Origin of the sequence: Lamprobacter sp. (genome assembly GCF_034860625.1) — a bacterium.
In the GTDB taxonomy this organism is placed as follows: Bacteria; Pseudomonadota; Gammaproteobacteria; order Chromatiales; family Chromatiaceae; genus Lamprobacter.
The window spans coordinates 14,514-30,491 of record NZ_JAYESN010000007.1; the positions used below are offsets into that span (position 1 = coordinate 14,514).

A 15,978-nucleotide genomic window follows, 5' to 3' on the forward strand; every position below is an offset into this window, starting at 1 on the left:
TCTGTCCTAGTTGTTCGCTTCGGTGGCTGGGTCGGGGCCGGCGTTCGCCTCGCTGCCAGCGCTTGCATCGCCGGCTTGGCGGATCACTTCAGCCGGGTCGAGCTGGAAACGGGCCACGTTACCACGGGCGATCGAGCTCAGGTCAAAGGGCTGGCCCGCCACGGTGAGCTCGACGGCTGCGGCGTTGCCAAGCACCAGTGAGTAGGGGGGGGTGCCGCTCAAGCGCTCGCGGTCGTCTCGGCTCATCTCGCCGAACAGCAACACTTTGCCCGTGCTGTCGCGGATATCGACCCAGCAGGGGCCTCTGAAGGCCAGCTCGACGGACGGCGACGCGGAATCAGCCGTGGCAGGATCGGCTTCGGCCTCGGCTTCGGCTTCGGCTTGCGTTCCGATTTCCGCCTGCGTTTCGACAGTCCTGCTGTCCGCTGACAGCGATGCCGTCTGAGTCACGCGGGGGCTTTCCTCCTCTGGACTCGCCGGGGTTGGCAATGCGGTGTTGGCGGGGCGTTCGGTGGCCCTGTCATCTGGTGATGCTGCGGTGGATGGATCGCCTGTCCTGTCGTCCCCGGCGCTGAGGCTCGGCTCTGCTGTCGGGTCTTGGAGCGCTTCGTCAGTCCGAGCAGATAGGCCAGGCCTCTGTTCGCCTTGACCCATGACGAGGATATCTGGGCTTGGGGTTTGCGCTTGGCCTGGTCTGTCTCCCTGTCGTGCGGTTTGCGATGTCCTATCCGCGCTGGGGTCTGCGCCGATTGCCGGGGTTTCGGTTGGCTCGTCGCGGAGGATGTCGCCGATGGATGGTTGGGCTGGGAGGCGACCCCCATCAAGATCGGGCTCTGGGCGCGAAACCCACCAGCCGTAACCACCTGCGGCCAAGGCCAACAGAATGAGGCCGGTGATCAGATACGGCGCCAAGCCGCTGCCTTCAGGGGCTTCTCCGCTGCTTTTGCTGCTCTCGGTGCGTGCAACATGGGCGAGCGGGGGTTCAGCGTTTGGGTGCAGACGGTGAAAACTCTGCTTTAAGGGTTCCGGGTCGAGTCCAACCAGCCTGGCATAGCTACGGATATAGCCAGAGACAAAGACAGCACTGGGTAATTGCGCGTAGTCGTCACGCTCTATGGCGTCGACAACCTGCGGCGTGACGCGCAGCGAGGTGGCAAGCTGAGAGATATCGAGCTTGCGTGCTTCGCGGGCCTGGCGTAGCTGCTGGCCTGGAGAGTCGGTTGCTGATGCGCTCGGGACGCCGATGCGGGCGGGCGTGGTGGATGGGAGAGCCTCTGTCTCTTCGGCCGTGGTCACAGTTCGATTACCTCGGGGGAATGGGGATAGCGTTTTCGCAAGGCTTCCTCGAGCGTGCGAGCGAGCTTTGCATTGCCGAGCTGTCGCTCGATACGCGCCGCGAGCAGGAGGGCCTCCGGAGAGACCTCCCCGGTACGAGAATAACGCGTCATCAACGATCGTGCGCTCTGGTAATCGCCGCGCTGGTGGGCAAGCCGAGACAGCGCTAGAAGTGCAGGCGGGAAGCCGGGATTGCGTTCTAGCGCCTGGCGCAGATAAGGTTCGACATCGGCCCGCCGACCGGCCCGGCGGGAGCAATCGGCGGCATTCATCAGGGCCACTTCGGCACCCTGATAGAGCGGGTCGGCGAGCGCGGCTTGGATCTCGCGCAAACCGGCGTCGAATTGTCCGTTGGCACAGAGCACGGCGCCCCAGGCATTGCGATAATCCGGGTTCTTTGGTGATCGCTCGACCGCTTCCGCGAATGCTTGTTGCGCCGACTGGCGGTCGCCGAGGCGCTGGTAGACGATGCCAAGGATGTAATGTGCACGGGGACTCTTGCGGTCAGCGGCAACCGCTTGTTTGGCCCGCCCAAGTGCCGTGTCGAGCTGACCGCGCTGCAGGTACTCGGTGGCGAGGTCGACATAAAGATCCGCTGGGCTTTCACCTTCGGGGACCTCCGCGCGCTTTCCAACACCACTGGCGCATCCGGCGAGCGAAAGCGCGAGTGCGAGTGCGCTCAGGGTGCGGACGAGCGCCGACCGGCGGCGGATCATCGGTTGCATCAGAGACCGTGCGGCATCAGAGACCAAGGCGGACAGGAAGCTCGGCCGCCGGGCGACGCAGCCGACGGTTCTGGACCTGCCCGACCAACTGCCCACAGGCCGCTGCAATCTCGTCGCCTCGGGTCTTGCGCGTCGTCGCGACCAGGCCGGAGCGTTTCAAGCGTTGCCTGAAGGCCTCGATCCGCTCCGGGTCGCTGGTCTCGAAACCGCTGTTCGGGAAGGGATTGAACGGGATCAGGTTGACCTTGGAGGGGGTTCCCTCGAGCAGCCGGATCAGCGCCTTCGCCTGCCGGTCGCTGTCGTTGACGTCCTTGAGCATCACATATTCCCAGGTGATACGGCGGCGCGGCTCGCCTCGCAAATAGGCCTTGCAGGCGGGAATCAGCTGCTCGAGCGGATACTTGCGGTTGATCGGGACGATCTCATCGCGCAGTTCATTGTCCGGCGCATGCAGGGAGACTGCGAGCGAGACCTCGCTGACCTCGGCAAGACGGTAGATATTGGGCACGATGCCCGAGGTTGAGACTGTGACTCGGGTTTTGGCTAGCATGTAGGCGAAATCGTCCTGCATGATGGCCATTGCCTTCACCACGGCATCGAAGTTCGCCAGTGGCTCGCCCATGCCCATCATGACGACATTGGTCGGCGGCTTGCCGAGCGCACGGGTGGCATGCCAGACCTGACCGATGATCTCGCCGGCGCTGAGGTTGCGGCTGAAGCCCTGGCGTGCCGTTGCGCAGAAGCGGCAGTCGAGCGCGCAACCGACCTGTGATGAGACGCAGAGCGTACTGCGGCTCGCTTCAGGGATGTAGACGGTCTCGACGCGCTGTCCGTCATGCAGGTCAAACAGCCATTTGATGGTGCCGTCGGCAGAGGGCTGCTCGACCGCGACGCGCGGCAGGTCGATCTGGGTCTCGGCGGCCAATCGCTCGCGGAGTGCCTTGGACAGATCAGACATCGCCTGGAGGTCTGACACGCCATGTTTATGCAGCCAGCGAAACAGGTTGCGGCCATGGAAGGGTTTGAAGCCCCAGCCAGCGGTGAGCGCCTCGAAGCCTGGCCGGTCGAGATCGAGCAAGGGGATACGCAGGTCCGAGCCTGTCGTTGGTGCGGTTGGCATCAGCTGTTTGCTCGGGGTAGCAGGGCTGAACATCGACGCGGCTCGCTGGGGGGCGCTGGTGCTCGCGGATCAGCGCGTACGTTTGCAGATGCCATCCGGAAAGAAGAAGCCGATCTCGCGCTCGGCGGTCTCTGGGGCATCGGAGCCGTGGACCGCGTTCTCGGTGAAGGAGTCGGCGAAGTCGGCGCGGATGGTGCCTGGCGCGGCGTTGGCCGGGTTGGTGGCCCCCATGAGCTCGCGGTTCTTGGCAATCGCATCCTCTCCTTGCAGCGCCATGACCAGCACAGGCCCGGAGGTCATGAATCCGACCAGTTCGTCGAAGAAGCCCTTGCCCTGGTGTTCGGCATAGAAGGCACTGGCCTGTTCGAGGCTCATGTGCAGCATGCGGGCGGCGACGATCTGGAGTCCGGCTTGCTCGAAACGACCGCAGATGGCGCCGATCGCATTCTTGGCAACGGCATTGGGTTTGATGATGGAGAGCGTTAGCTGCTCGGCCATGGAAGCTCCTAAATGGGGTTGTCCGATGCCCAGGTCTGGCAGAGAGCCGGTTGGGGCAGCGGTGCGGATGACGATGACAGCCGCCTAGTCTAACTGGTTATCAGGTTTTAAATCTATTGGTCGCGACATCAGGCGCACATCGATCGCGACCTTCAGTGCTTGCATGAGCGGTGGCTGATGCGCGACTCGCGGTCGAGGGTGGTTTCGTCGAGCGCGCTTAGCACATCGAGGAAGTGGACCGCGAAGCTGCCCGGGCCCTGTGCTTGCTCAGCGGCTTTTTGTCCAGCTAAACCGTAGTAGGCAAGCGCGGCGACAGTACCCTCGAAGGGCTTGGCGCTGGCGCCCAGAAATGCACCGATGACGCCGGTTAACGCACAGCCCAGGGCGGTGACGCGTGGCATCAGTGGGTGGCCGTTGTTGATGATCGCGATGTGCTCACCATCGCATACGAGATCGCTCGGGCCGGTCACGGCTACGACGGCGCCGGTGGTTCGTGCGAGCTGTTGTGCCGCGGCCTCGGCATGCTCGGTCGGGTCTGTGGCATCGACGCCCTTGCCGCCGCGTGACAGGAAGTCCTGATCCTCAATGACAGCGTTCAGCGCGATGATCTCTGAGGCGTTGCCCCGAATCACCCTGGGCCCAAGGCTGGCAAGTCGGCGCGCGGCTTGGCGCCGAAACGCGGTGGCTCCAACGGCGACGGGGTCGAGCACCCAGGGAGTGCCGGCGCGATTGGCGGCGCGCGCGGCCTCGCCCATGGCGTCGAGCCAGTCGATCGATGGTGTGCCGATGTTGATGGTCAGCGCGCTCGCGAGGGCTGCGAACTCGGCGGCCTCCTCGCGTGCATGTGCCATTGCGGGCGAGGCGCCGATGGCGAGCAGCACATTGGCCAGGGTCTGCATGGCGACGAAGTTCGTGATGTTGTGCACCAAGGGTGCGGCGGCGCGCACCCTGGCAAGGTCGGCGCTGGGGGTGTGCATGTCAGTGGGCTCCGGTGCTGATCATGGCTGGCTTAGCCTTTGCGCAGGAAGAGCCAGAGGGCGAAGCCGATGAAAGCTATGAATTCGATGGCGGCCAGTGGATTGTCTGTCACGGTGTTTGTTGCTCCGAATCAGCGGCTGTGTCGTGCGCGAGCGATCAGCTGCAGGTGATGGTCGTCAACGCCTCGCTCTAGGCGGGTTGCTAAAGTGCAGCAGTGATGGCTCTATCGCTCTTGCTGCAGTGCACAAATCGCAGTAAGCTGCCGTCCCGGCAATGGCCCTACTGGCCACAAGTGTATTGGCGTTCTAATGAAAGATCTGGGGTTCAGATGGGGACAATGACAGAGTACGCATTGATCTTGGTCAGCACGGTGTTGGTCAACAACTTCGTCTTGGTCAAGTTCTTGGGGCTCTGTCCGTTCATGGGAGTCTCGAAGAAGCTCGAGACCGCCATCGGCATGGGCTTCGCGACGACCTTCGTGCTGACCTTGGCTGCCGTGACGACCTGGATCGTCAATACCTACCTACTGGTGCCGCTCGGCATCGACTATCTGCGAACCATCGCCTTTATTCTGGTGATTGCGGTTGTCGTGCAATTTACCGAGACGGTGATGCACAAAACCAGTCCGGTGCTGTATCAGGTGCTGGGCATCTTTCTGCCGTTGATCACGACCAATTGCGCGGTGCTGGGTGTGGCGCTGCTGAACCTGCAGGAGCAGCGTAGCTTTCTTGAATCTGCGCTCTATGGGTTTGGCGCGGCCATCGGCTTCTCGCTCGTCTTGGTACTGTTTGCCGCGATGCGCGAACGGGTCGCGGTGGCCGACGTGCCCGAGCCCTTCCAAGGCAGTGCCATCGCCATGGTCACGGCGGGACTGATGTCCTTGGCTTTTATGGGGTTTGCCGGTCTTGTTTCCGTTTAAGCTGGACGGGTTTTAACGCAACGGGTGCAGGCGATCAGCATTGCTGCTGCAGATGGGTAGGTCACCCGTCGATGCCGGCCCCAGGAGAAGACTGAGATGTTGATAGCCATCGCGGCAATAGCGGGTCTTGCGGTTGGATTCGGGCTCTTGCTTGGATACTCCGCGATTCGTTTTCGCGTCGAGGGCGACCCGATTGCCGATCAGGTTGATGCGCTCCTGCCGCAGAGTCAGTGCGGACAGTGTGGGTATCCCGGTTGCCGGCCTTATGCGGAAGCAGTCGCGTCTGGTGAGGCTGAGATCAACCTCTGCTCGCCGGGCGGCGAGGGAACGATGCTGGCGATTGCTGATCTCCTTGGTCGCGAGCCGGTCGAAGTCGGCGAGATCGAGGAAACGCCAAAGCAGATCGCGGTCATCGATGAAAAGGTCTGTATCGGCTGTACGAAATGCCTGCAGTCCTGTCCTGTCGATGCCATCGTTGGGGCCGCCAAGCAGTTACACGGCATCATCGCCAGCGAATGCACCGGCTGCGGTCTCTGTATGGCCCCTTGTCCGGTTGATTGTATCCATCTAGAGCCGGTGCCGGAGACGCTATCCACATGGAAATGGCCTTACCCGACGCCGCTGCGCCAGCCGCTTGTGCTGCCGCCCGCATCGGAACTGCTGCCGGAGCATCGCGAGGCCGCCTAGGCGCGTCAACGCAGCCAACAAGGGCGCGCGCCATCCACACCGCGCGTGCTCAGCCCTCAAACAGCCCTCTCAAATAGCCGACTAGATGCATCTGATGTCAGGTTTTAGATCGCTCCTCAACGGTGGTCAGCGCAAGCTGTGGCACTTCCACGGCGGTGTCCATCTGCCGGACGAAAAGACGCTCTCCAATGGCCAGCCGGTCGCTGCAGCGCCGCGACCACGCGAGCTTGTGCTGCCTTTGCAGCAGCACATTGGCGCGCCGGCGCGCTGTCGGGTCTCGGTGGGTGACAAGGTTTTGAAAGGCCAGCCGATCGCCGATCCGCAGGGCTATATCAGTGCGCCGGTGCATGCATCGAGCTCGGGCACTGTGGTCGCGATCGAATCGCGACCCATCCCGCATCCATCGGGCCTCAGTGCGCCCTGTGTCGTCATCGAGACCGACGGCGAGGATCATTGGGCCGAACTGCCGCCGCCATTGGCTGCTTCTGCCGCCGAGATTGGCACCTGCGATCCGGTTGAGATCCGCGAGCGCATCCGTGCGAGCGGGATCGTCGGCATGGGGGGCGCCTCGTTTCCATCGACTGTGAAGTTGAATCCGGGCAAGGATCAGCCGATCCATACGGTGGTGATCAACGGCGCTGAGTGTGAGCCCTACATCACCTGCGATGACCTGCTGATGCGCGAGCGTGCCGCGGATATCCTGGATGGTGTCCGTGTGATGCTGCACCTGGTGCAGGCAAAGCAAGCGCTGATTGGCATTGAGGACAACAAGCCCGAGGCGGCAGCGGCCATGCGTGCCGCGATCGCAACGGCGGTCATGGGCGATCGGGTCGAGGTGGTGGTGATCCCAACCCTCTACCCGAGCGGTGGCGAGAAGCAGCTGATCCGCATCCTCACCGGCAAGGAGGTGCCGAGCCATGGCATTCCGGCGCAGATCGGAGTCGTCTGCCAGAACGTGGGTACCGCGGCCGCGATCGCCGATGCGGTCTTTCGCGGGCGGCCATTGATCGAGCGATTGGTCACTGTCACTGGTCGTGGTGTGGTGGAGCCGCGTAACTATCGGGTGCCGATCGGGACCTCGGCTGAGGCCCTGGTCGCGGCGAGTGGCGGCTACAGCGGCGAGATCGCGAAACTGGTGGCTGGCGGTCCGATGATGGGCTTCCGACTCGAAACCGATTTGGTGCCGATCACCAAGGCCACGAACTGTCTGTTGGCGCTCACCGCGGACGAAAGCCCTGATCCAGGGGCGCCATTGCCCTGTATTCGCTGTGGGCGCTGTGCCGAGGTCTGTCCGGCCAACCTGTTGCCGCAGCAGCTCTATTGGCACGCGCGAGCGAAAGAGCTCGACAAGGTGCAGGACTACAACCTGTTCGACTGCATCGAATGCGGCTGTTGCGCGCATGTCTGTCCGTCGCATATCCCGCTGGTGCAGTACTACCGGTTCGCCAAGACCGAGAGCTGGGCGCGCGAGCAAGAGCGGCGCGCTGCTGACCATGCGCGCGAGCGGCATGCCGCGCGCGAGGCTCGGCTTGAGCGTCAGGAGCGCGAGCGGAAAGCCAAGCTGCGCAAGAAGAAAGAGGCCGTCTCCGCGGGTGGAGCTTCGCCGAAGTCGGATAAGGCGGACAAGCAGGCCGCCATTGAGGCTGCACGCCGACGCGCCGCGGAGAAGAAGGCGACGGTCGCGACGACTGCAGCAACCGCCAAGCCTGTCGAGCAGCATGCAACCGGCCAGCTTGAAGCCATTGCCGCACCGGTTGACCAGAGTGACGGCACCCTGCTCGCCCGACCTGCCCAGCCGCGGGAAGCGGTTGCGGCCGACCAGGAGTAATGCCGGTGGCTATGACCTTTGTCTCGTCGCCGCATAGCGCGCGCATCAATCGTGTTGACCAGGTGATGCTCCAGGTCTGCCTGGCGCTGGTGCCCGGCACCCTGGCTCTGATCTGGTTCTTCGGCTGGGGCGTGCTGATCAATATGGCGCTGGCGAGCCTGTTTGCGGTGCTCGCTGAAGCGCTAGTGATGAAACTGCGCGGGCGTCCGGCGCTGCCGGCCATCAGTGACTATAGCGCCCTGGTGACGGCACTGCTGTTTGCGCTGACCATCCCGCCCACCATGCCTTGGTGGATGACCATGCTCGGCATCGTCTTTGCGATCGTCATCGTCAAACAGCTCTATGGTGGCATCGGCTACAACCCGTTCAATCCGGCCATGGCCGGCTATGTCTTCTTGCTGATCTCCTATCCGGTAGAGACCACCAGTTGGCTGCCACCGGACATTCCGGCGCTGCTCGAGGCGCGCGATCTATCGGCGCTCTCGTTCCTGGACTCTGCGCGGCTGATCTTCATGGGCAGCCTGCCCGAGGGTCTGACCTGGGACGCGGTGAGTGCGGCGACACCACTGGATGAGATGCGCACACTGCTCGATCAGGGGCAGACGATCGATCAGATCCGAGCCAGCAGTCCGCTGTGGGGTGATTTTGGCGGTCGCGGCTGGGAATGGGTCGGGAACTGGTTCCTGATCGGCGGGCTCTATCTGCTGTGGCGGCGAGTGATCAGCTGGCATATTCCAGTCGCCCTGCTCGGTGCTCTGCTGGCGGCCTCAGCAGCGTTCTGGCTGGTTGATCCTCAGCATTTCCCGTTCCCGGGGTTCCATCTGTTCTCGGGCGCGGCCATCTTAGGCGCATTCTTTATCGCAACCGATCCGGTCTCGGCCTGCACCACTCGGCGTGGTCAGCTCATCTATGGTGCGGCCATTGGCCTGATCATCTTCGTGATCCGCACCTGGGGCGGCTATCCGGATGCGGTTGCTTTCGGAGTGTTGCTGATGAACATCGCCGCACCGATGATCGATCACTATTCTCAGCCTCGGGTCTTCGGGCATCGCCGAAGCGAGCGGAAGAAGGCCTGAGCACACAGCATTGGACAGACAAAGACCATGAAAAAGGCTCCCATCCTCATCGCCGCATTCATTCTTGGAAGCTTCGCCGTTGGCGGCGTTGGCTTGGTCGCGGTGACGCATGAGATCACCGATGTCAAGATCGCCGAGAATCAGCGCGCGGCTATGATGGCGAAGCTCGAGGCCATCGTGCCGGCAGGGCGCATGTCGAATGATCCGCTGCAGGATCGCATTGAGGTCAGCGATCCTGATCTGCTTGGCGCGCCGAAGACGGAGGTCTACCGGGTGCGCGATGGCGATGAGCCGGTCGCCCTGATCCTGAAGCCGATTGTTCCCGATGGCTATGCCGGTCCGATCAGGCTCCTGGTCTCGGTGCTGCGTGACGGCTCCTTGGGTGGCGTCAGGGTGCTTTCTCATCATGAGACGCCTGGTCTAGGAGACAAGATCGAGGAGCGCAAGGACGATTGGATCATCGATCAGTTCAATGGGCGTTCGCTCGACGAGCCGCCGTTAGAGCATTGGAGCGTGAAACGTGATGGCGGCGTGTTTGACCAGTTCACCGGTGCGACCATCACACCGCGCTCGGTGGTCAATGCGGTCAAAGGAACTCTGCTGTTCGTGCGACAGAACGGGGATTCGCTCTATGCGAAGCCGGCGGCCGGCCAGGCGGAGGAGGGAACAGCCGCCGAAGCTGAGTCGCTCGCCACCACCACCACTGTGGGGGACGCCTGATGGCTGAGAAAGGCTATGGTGCCTTAGTTGGCGAGGGGCTTTGGAGCAACAACCAGGCCCTGGTCGCCATGCTCGGGCTGTGCCCGCTGCTGGCAACCACCACTACCGCCACCAATGGGCTTGGGATGGGCTTGGCGACGACGACGGTGCTGGTGCTGTCGAATGCGACGATCTCGCTGATCCGCAATCTGGTGCGCCCTGAGGTCAGGTTGCCGGTGTTCGTGTTGGTCATTGCCTCTTTCGTCACCGCGGTTGAACTGACCATGCAGGCACAGTTCTACGAGCTGTATTTGGTGCTGGGGCTCTTTATCCCGCTGATCGTGACCAATTGCGCGATCATCGGCCGTGCCGAGGCCTTTGCCTCTAAGGCGCGGCTGGATCGGGCGGTCGTCGATGGCCTAGCGATGGGGATCGGGTTTTCTCTGGTGCTGATGGTGCTGGGTGGGATGCGCGAATTCCTGGGTCAAGGCACCCTGTTTTATCAAGCCGAGCTGCTGCTGGGACCCGCCGCGGAGGGGTTCGGTCTGAACCTCGGTGAGGGCTTCCAAGGTGCGTTGTTAGCGATATTGCCGCCTGGTGCCTTTATCGGGCTGGGTTTCCTGATCGCGCTGAAGAACCTGATCGATAAGGCTGCAGAACGCCGCCAGCGCGCGCAGCGCCTATCGACTGAGCCGGCGTCGACGCGGGAGATGGCGCCCACGGCTGGGTGATGCCCGGTCCAAGCGCTTCGTCTTCAGCTCAGTTGATTGTCAAGCGGAGGCCAAGGAAATGGTATATTTGCGCGTTGATCTGATTTTGCAGCTTTAGTCACGTCAGCCACTGGTGCCCAACCTTGCGCAACGGCCGCTGGCAGCATCTCAAAAAAGACGGGGAGTTTACGCATGTCTAAGAAACATCCAGTTGTTGCCGTTACCGGCTCGTCTGGCGCAGGGACCACGACGGTCAAGCGTGCCTTCGAGCACATCTTCTATCGTGACGGTATCAATGCTGCGGTGATCGAGGGCGATAGCTTCCACCGTTTCAACCGCCAAGAGATGAAGGCAGAGATGGCGAAGGCGGCCGAGGAGCACCGCAACCTGAGCCACTTTGGCCCCGAAGCAAATCATTTCGACCTCATTGCCGAGCTCTTCGCCAGCTATGGCGACACCGGCACGGGTAAGAAGCGTTACTACATTCATAGTGACGAAGAGGCTGCCCATCATAACGAGCGCCTTGGCACCAACCTTTCGCCGGGTGATTTCACGCCTTGGGAAGAGGTGCCGGCGGGTACGGATTTGCTGTTCTATGAGGGGCTGCACGGGCTTGCCAAGACCGACGAGGCGGATGTGGCCAAGCATGTCGATCTCGGCATTGGCGTGGTGCCGATCGTCAACCTGGAATGGATTCAGAAGATCCATCGTGATAATGCGGAGCGTGGATACTCCGCTGAGGCCATCGTCGATACCATCCTTCGCCGAATGCCTGACTACATCCGGCACATCACGCCGCAGTTCACGCGAACGGATATCAACTTCCAACGCGTCTCGACCGTGGATACTTCAGATCCGTTCATTGCCCGCGATATCCCGACTCCGGATGAGAGCTTTGTGGTCATCCGCTTCAAAGAGCCAGAAAAGTTCGATGTGGATTTCCAGTATCTGCTGGCGATGATCAAGGACTCCTTCATGTCTCGGCGCAATACCATCGTCGTCCCGGGCGGCAAGATGGGCTTTGCGATGGAGATCATCCTGCAGCCGATCATCGAGCGCATGATGGCCGCACGGAACGTCTGACGCCAATCTCCCCCCGCTGTCGCTGGCTGAGTCTGAGGGTGGTCGACTAAGGACGTGTGCATCATTTGCTTCCCGAAGCTGCCGTGATAGGCCGCCCTGAAATCGGGAAGTCATTTCTGGACAGTCACTAAGCTGGATCAGCGGGGGCGGGGTCGTGGCTGAATGCCCCCGGATCGCTGCTTGGCGGGCGCACCGTCAGCAGATGCACGCGGCGACTGTCGGCGCGCATGATGGCGAAACGAAAGCTGTCGATCTCGACCCACTCGCCGCGTTTAGGTAGGTGGCCAAAGGCCTGCACGACCAGGCCACCGATCGTATCGAGGTCGCCCCCCTCGAGCGAGGTGCCGAAATACTCGTTGAACTCGTCGATTCCGGTACGTGCCTTGACCGTGTACTCACCCTTGCCACGCTTGTAGATGAAGGCGCCTTCGTCAAAGTCGTGCTCGTCTTCGATGTCGCCGACGATCTGTTCAAGCACATCCTCGATCGTGACCAGGCCAGCGGCCGAGCCATATTCGTCGACGACGATGGCCATGTGATTGCGGCTCGCGCGAAACTCCTTGAGGAGTACATTGAGTCGTTTGCTCTCCGGGACGAACACGGCCGGGCGCAGATGGTCGCGGATATTGAACGAGCGCTGATGGGTCTCTGAGCAGTAGCTCAACAGATCTTTGGCGAGCAAGATACCCACCACCTCGCCCTTATCATCGCCGGTGACGGGGAAGCGTGAATGGGCGCTCTCGACCGCAATGCTCAGGATGCTCTCAAGGGGGTCGTCGCGGCGGATGTGCACGATCTCGGCACGGGGGATCATGATATCGCCAACGCGCAGGTCGGCAACCTGCAGCACGGCTTCCATCATACCGAGCGCTTCTCGGTCAAGGAGACCCCGGCACTCGGCTTGTTGAAGGAGCTCGGTGAGCTGCTCCTTGGTCTGTGGCTCTGTGCGGACTAACCGCTGCATGAGCCCTGATAAGCGCAGGCGCTGCAGCCAGTGATTGGCTTGGGCGCCTTGTCTAGAGCCGTCATCGCTCGCCATTGGCGTCGTCATTGACCTCGTAGGGTGAAGGGAATCCGAGTGTACCGAGGATGTGGATTTCCAGTGCCTCCATGGGGGCGGCCTCAGTGGGCGTGATGTGGTCGAAGCCGAGTAGGTGGAGCGTCCCATGCACCACCAGGTGCGCCCAATGGGCGGTTTCTGTCTTGCCTTGCTCGGCCGCTTCGCGCTGGACCAAGGGGGCGCAGATCACCAAATCGCCGAGGAGGGCACCGAGCCCGGCAACCGCGGGATCTGTTGCGTCGATGCCCGGCGGCAGCGCGAACGGAAACGAGAGGATATTGGTCGGACCCGAGCGGCCACGGAACTGCTGATTGAGCGCGCTGCTCTCGGCCTCGTCGGTGATGCGAATGGTCAGCTCGGCGGGCCAGTGCCGCTGAGCGTGGCGGGGCGAGAGCCCGGGGGCGAGGGCGGCCAGCGCCCAGCGCTCGAGATCGCTCGCAGTAGGCAGTGCTGAGGATTGCCGAGGACTGAGCGACCCCTGTTGTAGGTCGAGCAAGAGCGCCGGGGCTGAGTAGGCCTCACCAGGCTCAGGGTCGGTGAGCTCGGTGGATCGCTGCTCCGAGGCTGGTGCCTCGGTTGTGGCCGTCGGCTTAGCTGCCTGGGTCGCGGTCATAAGCTTCGTAGGCGTTGACGATGCGCTGCACCAAGGCATGACGGACCACGTCGCGGGCGCTGAAGAATGAGAAGCTGATGCCTTCCACAGAGCGCAAGACCTCGACCGCCTGGCGTAGACCCGAAGGCTGGCCGCGCGGCAGATCGACCTGGGTCACATCACCGGTGACTACCGCCGTCGAGCCGAAGCCGATCCGGGTTAGAAACATCTTCATCTGCTCTGGCGTGGTGTTCTGGGCCTCGTCGAGGATGATAAAGGCGTCGTTCAGGGTGCGCCCGCGCATGTAGGCGAGTGGAGCGACCTCAATGACGTTGCGCTCGATCAGTTTGTTGACCTTCTCGAAGCCGAGCATCTCGAACAGGGCATCATAGAGCGGGCGCAGGTAGGGGTCGATCTTTTGTGCGAGGTCACCAGGCAGGAAGCCCAGCCGCTCGCCCGCTTCGACCGCCGGGCGGACGAGCAGTACACGCCGGACCCGTTCGGTCTCCAATGCCTCGACCGCGCAGGCTACCGCGAGATAGGTCTTGCCGGTGCCCGCCGGGCCAACGCCAAAATTGATATCGTGGCGCAGGATCGCGTGCATATAGTTGAGCTGCATCTCGCCGCGCGGCTTGATCAGTCCGCGCTTGGTCTTGATGATCAGCTCCGGCAATGCATCGGCGCTGGCGGCGGCAACGGCATCGGCTCCAGACTCGACCAGCTCGAGATGGATGCGCTCTGGCGCTAGCACCTCATCCGCTGTCGCTGCATAGAGACCCTCGAGCACGCGCGCCCCTGCCTCGGCAGCCTTGCGCTCACCAATCACCCGGAAGCTCATGCCGCGATTGGCGATCTCGACGCCAAGGCGGCGCTCGATCAGGCGCAGATGGGCGTCGAACTGGCCGCAGAGGTTTGCTAGGCGCACGTTGTCTTCGGGCGACAGGCTGAGGTCGATGTTGATGGGTGATTGGGTCAAGGGCGGTGCGCACGAGGCGCTGTTGGCAGGGCTGATCGGTCGATCGGTCGCAAATGCACTGCAGCTAAACTATAGCCGGGCGTTGCCGAGCCCAAGTGGCGGTGCGACGCTGACCAAGCTCGCTGGTCCAGCCGCGGTGGCCTGCTGTCGCTCGCCACGCAGGGAATTTGGCAGGGCTTCAGTGATCAGTAGGTCAACGAATCCGCCGATCAGCACTTTGGGGCCGCTAAAGTTGACCACTCGGTTGTTCTCAGTGCGCCCGGCTAGCTGGCTCGGGTCTTTGCGAGAGAGGCCCGTGACCAGGACGCGATGCAGCTCGCCGACCATCTTGCGGCTGATCTGCTGCGCTTGCTGATTGATCTGCTGCTGCAGCCGCGCGAGCCGTGCTTGCTTGACGCTGGTGGGGACGAGGTCGGGATAGTCAGCAGCTGGGGTGCCGGGTCGCGCACTATAGATGAAGCTGAAGGATTGGTCGAAGCCGATCTCGCGGATCAGTTGCAGTGTGGCCTCGAAATCGGCTTCGGTCTCGCCGGGAAAGCCGACGATGAAGTCCGATGAGAGGCTGATCTCAGGGCGGGCACGTCGCAGCCGACGGATCTTGTCCTTGTATTCGAGGGCGGTATGGCCGCGCTTCATCAGCGCCAGGATGCGGTCTGAGCCGCTCTGCACCGGCAGGTGCAGATAGCTCACCAGCTCGGGGACTTCGGCGTAGGCCGCGATCAGGCTGTCGGAGAACTCGACCGGGTGCGAGGTGGTGAAGCGAATGCGGTCGATGCCGTCGATCGCCGCGCAGTAGCGGATCAGCAATGCCAGGTCGGCGATCTCGCCATCGTGCATCGGGCCGCGATAGGCGTTGACATTTTGCCCCAGCAGGTTGATCTCGCGCACGCCCTGCTCAGCGAGGCTGGCAACCTCGGCGATGACGTCATCGAAGGGGCGGCTGACCTCCTCGCCACGGGTGTAGGGAACCACGCAATAGGTGCAGTATTTGGAGCAGCCTTCCATGATCGAGACGAAGGCACTCGGCCCCTCGGCACGCGGCTCGGGCAGGCGGTCGAACTTCTCGATCTCGGGGAAGCTGACGTCGATCTGCGGCTGATGCCGCTGCTCGAGCGCATCGAGCATCGCCGGCAAACGGTGCAGCGTTTGTGGACCGAAGACCAGATCGACATAAGGGGCGCGCTCGCGGATCAGCTCGCCTTCTTGACTGGCGACGCAGCCGCCGACGCCGATCACCAGGCCTGGCCGATGGGCCTTCCAGGGCCGCCAGCGCCCAAGCTGGGAAAACACCTTCTCTTGTGCCTTCTCGCGGATCGAACAGGTGTTCATCAGCAGCACATCGGCCTCTTCGGGACACTGGGTGCGTTCGAGCCCATGTGACTCACGCAGCAGGTCGGCCATCCGTGACGAGTCGTACTCGTTCATCTGGCAGCCGTAGGTTTGGATGAAGACTTTGCGAGGCATGGATTCTGTTCGATTCGCTAAGGCTGATCGAGCGATGTGGGGCGAGCGATGGGGTTGAGAGCGACGGGGTTGAGCGGCTCATCCTCGGGAAAGGGGATCATGGTGTCAAGCGCTGCTGAATCAATGGATTTCCTGTGCCGCCGGTCGAACCGCCGATCGGCCAGGCCGCTGTCGGTGCTGAGCCTGCTGATCGCACAGCGCTCTGCGGGTTCTTGCACCCGTCTTTGG

At 62.6% G+C, this 15,978-nt stretch carries 17 protein-coding genes; 8 read left to right on the forward strand and 9 right to left on the reverse strand.

The features are described 5' to 3' along the window. Positions 1-6: 6 nt before the first annotated feature. From VBE63_RS03135 to thiM, 5 genes are all read right to left on the reverse strand, one after another. A complete protein-coding gene (locus tag VBE63_RS03135) occupies positions 7-1,296 on the reverse strand; it encodes a RodZ domain-containing protein (protein WP_323681540.1) in 1,290 nt (429 codons plus the stop codon). Next, entirely contained in the window at positions 1,293-2,051 is a 759-nt protein-coding gene (pilW, locus tag VBE63_RS03140; RefSeq protein WP_323681541.1) for a type IV pilus biogenesis/stability protein PilW, read from the reverse strand. Before pilW ends, VBE63_RS03135 begins: the two co-directional genes overlap by 4 nt. 25 nt (positions 2,052-2,076) lie before the next feature. Then, positions 2,077-3,213: a 23S rRNA (adenine(2503)-C(2))-methyltransferase RlmN gene (gene rlmN / locus VBE63_RS03145; protein ID WP_416274498.1), complete on the reverse strand. Its 1,137-nt coding sequence runs from the start codon at positions 3,211-3,213 to the stop codon at positions 2,077-2,079. A 36-nt stretch (positions 3,214-3,249) separates the two neighbouring features. After that, entirely contained in the window at positions 3,250-3,678 is a 429-nt protein-coding gene (gene ndk, locus VBE63_RS03150) for a nucleoside-diphosphate kinase (RefSeq protein ID WP_200246837.1), read from the reverse strand. Positions 3,679-3,830: 152 nt separating this feature from the next. Next, entirely contained in the window at positions 3,831-4,655 is an 825-nt protein-coding gene (gene thiM / locus VBE63_RS03155) for a hydroxyethylthiazole kinase (protein WP_323681543.1), read from the reverse strand. Positions 4,656-4,669: 14 nt separating this feature from the next. On the opposite strand from thiM, the gene VBE63_RS03160 reads away from it, so the two are divergent. From VBE63_RS03160 to VBE63_RS03195, 8 genes are all read left to right on the forward strand, one after another. Continuing rightward, positions 4,670-4,849: a hypothetical protein gene (locus tag VBE63_RS03160; protein WP_323681544.1), complete on the forward strand. Its 180-nt coding sequence runs from the start codon at positions 4,670-4,672 to the stop codon at positions 4,847-4,849. A gap of 144 nt (positions 4,850-4,993) precedes the next feature. Continuing rightward, on the forward strand, positions 4,994-5,575 hold the full coding sequence (rsxA, locus tag VBE63_RS03165) for an electron transport complex subunit RsxA (RefSeq protein WP_323681609.1): 582 nt from the start codon (positions 4,994-4,996) through the stop codon (positions 5,573-5,575). Positions 5,576-5,671: 96 nt separating this feature from the next. After that, on the forward strand, positions 5,672-6,262 hold the full coding sequence (rsxB, locus tag VBE63_RS03170; RefSeq protein WP_323681545.1) for an electron transport complex subunit RsxB: 591 nt from the start codon (positions 5,672-5,674) through the stop codon (positions 6,260-6,262). Between the two features lie 94 nt (positions 6,263-6,356). After that, positions 6,357-8,090 carry an electron transport complex subunit RsxC gene (gene rsxC / locus VBE63_RS03175; RefSeq protein ID WP_323681546.1) on the forward strand — a complete coding sequence of 578 codons (1,734 nt, stop codon included), beginning with the start codon at positions 6,357-6,359 and terminating at the stop codon, positions 8,088-8,090. 11 nt (positions 8,091-8,101) lie between these two features. After that, positions 8,102-9,166, forward strand: coding sequence for an electron transport complex subunit RsxD (gene rsxD, locus VBE63_RS03180; RefSeq protein WP_416274499.1), 1,065 nt, complete (start codon positions 8,102-8,104; stop codon positions 9,164-9,166). Positions 9,167-9,193: 27 nt separating this feature from the next. After that, positions 9,194-9,886 (forward strand): electron transport complex subunit RsxG, encoded by a 693-nt coding sequence (gene rsxG, locus VBE63_RS03185; RefSeq protein WP_323681548.1) that lies wholly within the window; start codon positions 9,194-9,196, stop codon positions 9,884-9,886. Then, positions 9,886-10,596, forward strand: a complete 711-nt coding sequence (locus VBE63_RS03190; protein WP_323681549.1) for an electron transport complex subunit E — start codon at positions 9,886-9,888, stop codon at positions 10,594-10,596. The genes rsxG and VBE63_RS03190 overlap by 1 nt, the downstream gene beginning before the upstream one ends. Positions 10,597-10,767: 171 nt before the next feature. Then, the gene (locus tag VBE63_RS03195; RefSeq protein WP_323681550.1) at positions 10,768-11,658 is read left to right on the forward strand and encodes a phosphoribulokinase; all 891 of its coding nucleotides are present in this window, start codon (positions 10,768-10,770) and stop codon (positions 11,656-11,658) included. A 127-nt stretch (positions 11,659-11,785) separates the two neighbouring features. Here the strand turns inward: VBE63_RS03195 and VBE63_RS03200 are convergent, their stop codons facing one another. The 4 genes from VBE63_RS03200 to miaB form a co-directional block, all read right to left on the reverse strand. Then, entirely contained in the window at positions 11,786-12,697 is a 912-nt protein-coding gene (locus VBE63_RS03200; protein WP_323681551.1) for an HlyC/CorC family transporter, read from the reverse strand. After that, the gene (ybeY, locus tag VBE63_RS03205) at positions 12,684-13,331 is read right to left on the reverse strand and encodes an rRNA maturation RNase YbeY (protein WP_323681552.1); all 648 of its coding nucleotides are present in this window, start codon (positions 13,329-13,331) and stop codon (positions 12,684-12,686) included. The genes VBE63_RS03200 and ybeY overlap by 14 nt, the downstream gene beginning before the upstream one ends. Then, positions 13,309-14,286 (reverse strand): PhoH family protein, encoded by a 978-nt coding sequence (locus VBE63_RS03210; RefSeq protein WP_323681553.1) that lies wholly within the window; start codon positions 14,284-14,286, stop codon positions 13,309-13,311. Before VBE63_RS03210 ends, ybeY begins: the two co-directional genes overlap by 23 nt. A gap of 69 nt (positions 14,287-14,355) precedes the next feature. After that, positions 14,356-15,750 carry a tRNA (N6-isopentenyl adenosine(37)-C2)-methylthiotransferase MiaB gene (miaB, locus tag VBE63_RS03215; RefSeq protein ID WP_323681554.1) on the reverse strand — a complete coding sequence of 465 codons (1,395 nt, stop codon included), beginning with the start codon at positions 15,748-15,750 and terminating at the stop codon, positions 14,356-14,358. Positions 15,751-15,978 lie beyond the last annotated feature (228 nt).

Bases quoted from the DNA above. Each gene is read 5' to 3' on its own strand.
- pilW (WP_323681541.1), bottom strand. From the start codon at position 2,051: ATGATCCGCCGCCGGTCGGCGCTCGTCCGCACCCTGAGCGCACTCGCA.
- rlmN (WP_416274498.1), bottom strand. From the start codon at position 3,213: ATGTTCAGCCCTGCTACCCCGAGCAAACAGCTGATGCCAACCGCACCA.
- ndk (WP_200246837.1), bottom strand. From the start codon at position 3,678: ATGGCCGAGCAGCTAACGCTCTCCATCATCAAACCCAATGCCGTTGCC.
- thiM (WP_323681543.1), bottom strand. From the start codon at position 4,655: ATGCACACCCCCAGCGCCGACCTTGCCAGGGTGCGCGCCGCCGCACCC.
- rsxA (WP_323681609.1), top strand. From the start codon at position 4,994: ATGACAGAGTACGCATTGATCTTGGTCAGCACGGTGTTGGTCAACAAC.
- rsxB (WP_323681545.1), top strand. From the start codon at position 5,672: ATGTTGATAGCCATCGCGGCAATAGCGGGTCTTGCGGTTGGATTCGGG.
- rsxC (WP_323681546.1), top strand. From the start codon at position 6,357: ATGTCAGGTTTTAGATCGCTCCTCAACGGTGGTCAGCGCAAGCTGTGG.
- rsxD (WP_416274499.1), top strand. From the start codon at position 8,102: ATGACCTTTGTCTCGTCGCCGCATAGCGCGCGCATCAATCGTGTTGAC.
- rsxG (WP_323681548.1), top strand. From the start codon at position 9,194: ATGAAAAAGGCTCCCATCCTCATCGCCGCATTCATTCTTGGAAGCTTC.
- VBE63_RS03190 (WP_323681549.1), top strand. From the start codon at position 9,886: ATGGCTGAGAAAGGCTATGGTGCCTTAGTTGGCGAGGGGCTTTGGAGC.
- VBE63_RS03195 (WP_323681550.1), top strand. From the start codon at position 10,768: ATGTCTAAGAAACATCCAGTTGTTGCCGTTACCGGCTCGTCTGGCGCA.
- VBE63_RS03200 (WP_323681551.1), bottom strand. From the start codon at position 12,697: ATGGCGAGCGATGACGGCTCTAGACAAGGCGCCCAAGCCAATCACTGG.
- ybeY (WP_323681552.1), bottom strand. From the start codon at position 13,331: ATGACCGCGACCCAGGCAGCTAAGCCGACGGCCACAACCGAGGCACCA.
- miaB (WP_323681554.1), bottom strand. From the start codon at position 15,750: ATGCCTCGCAAAGTCTTCATCCAAACCTACGGCTGCCAGATGAACGAG.